Source organism: Vibrio nomapromontoriensis, from assembly GCF_050337205.1.
Taxonomy (GTDB): Bacteria; Pseudomonadota; Gammaproteobacteria; order Enterobacterales; family Vibrionaceae; genus Vibrio; species Vibrio nomapromontoriensis.
This window is the reverse complement of the sequence record NZ_JAKJSS010000039.1, coordinates 1-1,862: the sequence shown is the minus strand read 5'-3', so window position 1 is coordinate 1,862 and position 1,862 is coordinate 1. Positions and strand designations below refer to the sequence as shown.

The following is a 1,862-nucleotide window of genomic DNA, read 5'->3' as shown; positions in this document are numbered from 1 at the left end:
GAATAAGGGGTTAAGAGCGGGGGAAGAGCGGATTAAGAGCGGTCCTGGGTCCTGGGTCCTGGGGAGAGCGGGGTAGGAGCGGTGCTTGGTTCTAGGTGCTGGGTAGAGTGGAATAAGAGCGGTCCTAGGTCCTAGGTTCTGGGGAAGAGCGGGGTAGGAGTGGTTCTGTGGTGCTATGGGAGTGTTTTAGATCTTATCTTTATGTTTTTTTATTGTATTGCTTTGTCATGTAGTGACTTTGGTTCTATTTTCACCACAAAATTACGTATTCCCCCTCTAGGCCCCAGGGCCGCTTTTATTCCGCTCTTCCCTTAGGGCCATAGAACCATAGCCCCGAATTTCCTAGGACCCAGGACCGCTCTTCCCCGCCTTTCCCGCTCTTTCTCTCCGTTTGTCAGCAAATTGTAAAAAAATACTCATTTACAACACTTTATACTTTCTACTAACATAACGACTCAGAGTGCTCAACTGGGTGCACTGAATTATCGATAATTTAGTAAAGGAATATAATCATGAAAAAAATCGCATTAGTAATGGCGATTGCAGCGGGCATGGCTAGCCCAGCGTTTGCGGAAGCAGAAGCTGGCGCGGCTGGTGCTGGTGGCGCGGCTGGTGGTGCTGCAGGCGCAGCAACAACAGGTGCTATCGCTGTAGGTGCTGCAGCAGCAGTAACAGTAGTCGCTGCTGCATCTTCGGATGACAGCACAGCAACAACCGTTACCGCTCCAGCTAACTAAGCTTCGCTGTAATGAATAAGCTCCTCTTGCATGCTGTATCGTAAGGGGGGTTTTTAGAAGTAAGAGCGGTCCTATGGTAGAAGAGATAGAGCGGCCCTATGGCCCTGTGGGAATGCGCGATAAGTTGTGATTTTTAGTTGTTAAGTGTTTGACTTGTAGTGGTGTATGCCTTTTTGTGAACCATAGAACCATAGAACCATAGAACCATAGAACCATAGAACCCATTTATCCCCCCACAAGGACGTTAGTGTGAATGTTAAGCCGTATCTACTCGCGTGTGCTGTACTTTTTCTTACCGCTTGTTCGCAACGTTTCCAAGATGTGAATGCCACAATGGCAGAGGCCGTGTTTGGGGCGGATGACATTGAATTTACTGCGGAAAATATTCGCAAACTCCCTTATGCCAGTGCCTATGTTCGAATTAATGACGGGCCACAAATTTTTATGGTCTTGGCGTTTGCCGAGCCCAACACGCAAACAGGCGTGACGCAATATAAATGGATGTCCTCGGATCGAGCGGTGATCATCACCGAATCGGGCCGCATAGTAAAAACCATTGGTTTATACGGCGACAACTTAGCGGGAAGCACCCGCCAACAACAAACCGACACCTCTTGGCAAGTCACGTACGACTGGATGCCAAAATACCGCTACGGCTACAACGGTATTATGCTGCAAACACAGCTAGGCAAAGAAGCCATCATCACCGTACTTGATCGCTACGACACCCAAAAGCTCACAGAAACCGTCACATTTGACGCCATCGACGGCAAACTCGTGAACACCTATTGGAAAGATATAAAAACCGATAAAGTCATTAAGAGTATTGAGCAGCTAGGGCCAGAGATGACCACGGTTGAAATGACGTTGTTGAAGGTTCCGACGATCTAAGAGCGGGTTAAGAGCGGTTCTATGGCCCTAGGGCGTTTCTAGCTTTTGGGTGGTTTTTATCGCAAATATAGAATAAATGGCTTGTTTTTGGTTGACAAAAACAGCTTTAAAAACATGATTCTGCAGGACCACAGGACCACAGGACCACAGGACCACAGGACCACAGGACCACAGGACCACAGGACCACAGGACCACAGGACCACAGGACCACAGGACCACAGGACCACAGGACC

General features: G+C 48.5%; 2 protein-coding genes. Both read left to right on the top strand.

Going from position 1 to position 1,862, the window contains the following annotated elements; translation table 11 throughout:
* Positions 1–512 precede the first annotated feature (512 nt).
* Positions 513–737 carry a hypothetical protein gene (locus L4D05_RS23955; protein ID WP_372076823.1) on the top strand — a complete coding sequence of 75 codons (225 nt, stop codon included), beginning with the start codon at positions 513–515 and terminating at the stop codon, positions 735–737.
* Positions 738–986: 249 nt separating this feature from the next.
* The gene (locus L4D05_RS23950; RefSeq protein ID WP_428795496.1) at positions 987–1,628 is read left to right on the top strand and encodes a YjbF family lipoprotein; all 642 of its coding nucleotides are present in this window, start codon (positions 987–989) and stop codon (positions 1,626–1,628) included.
* Positions 1,629–1,862 lie beyond the last annotated feature (234 nt).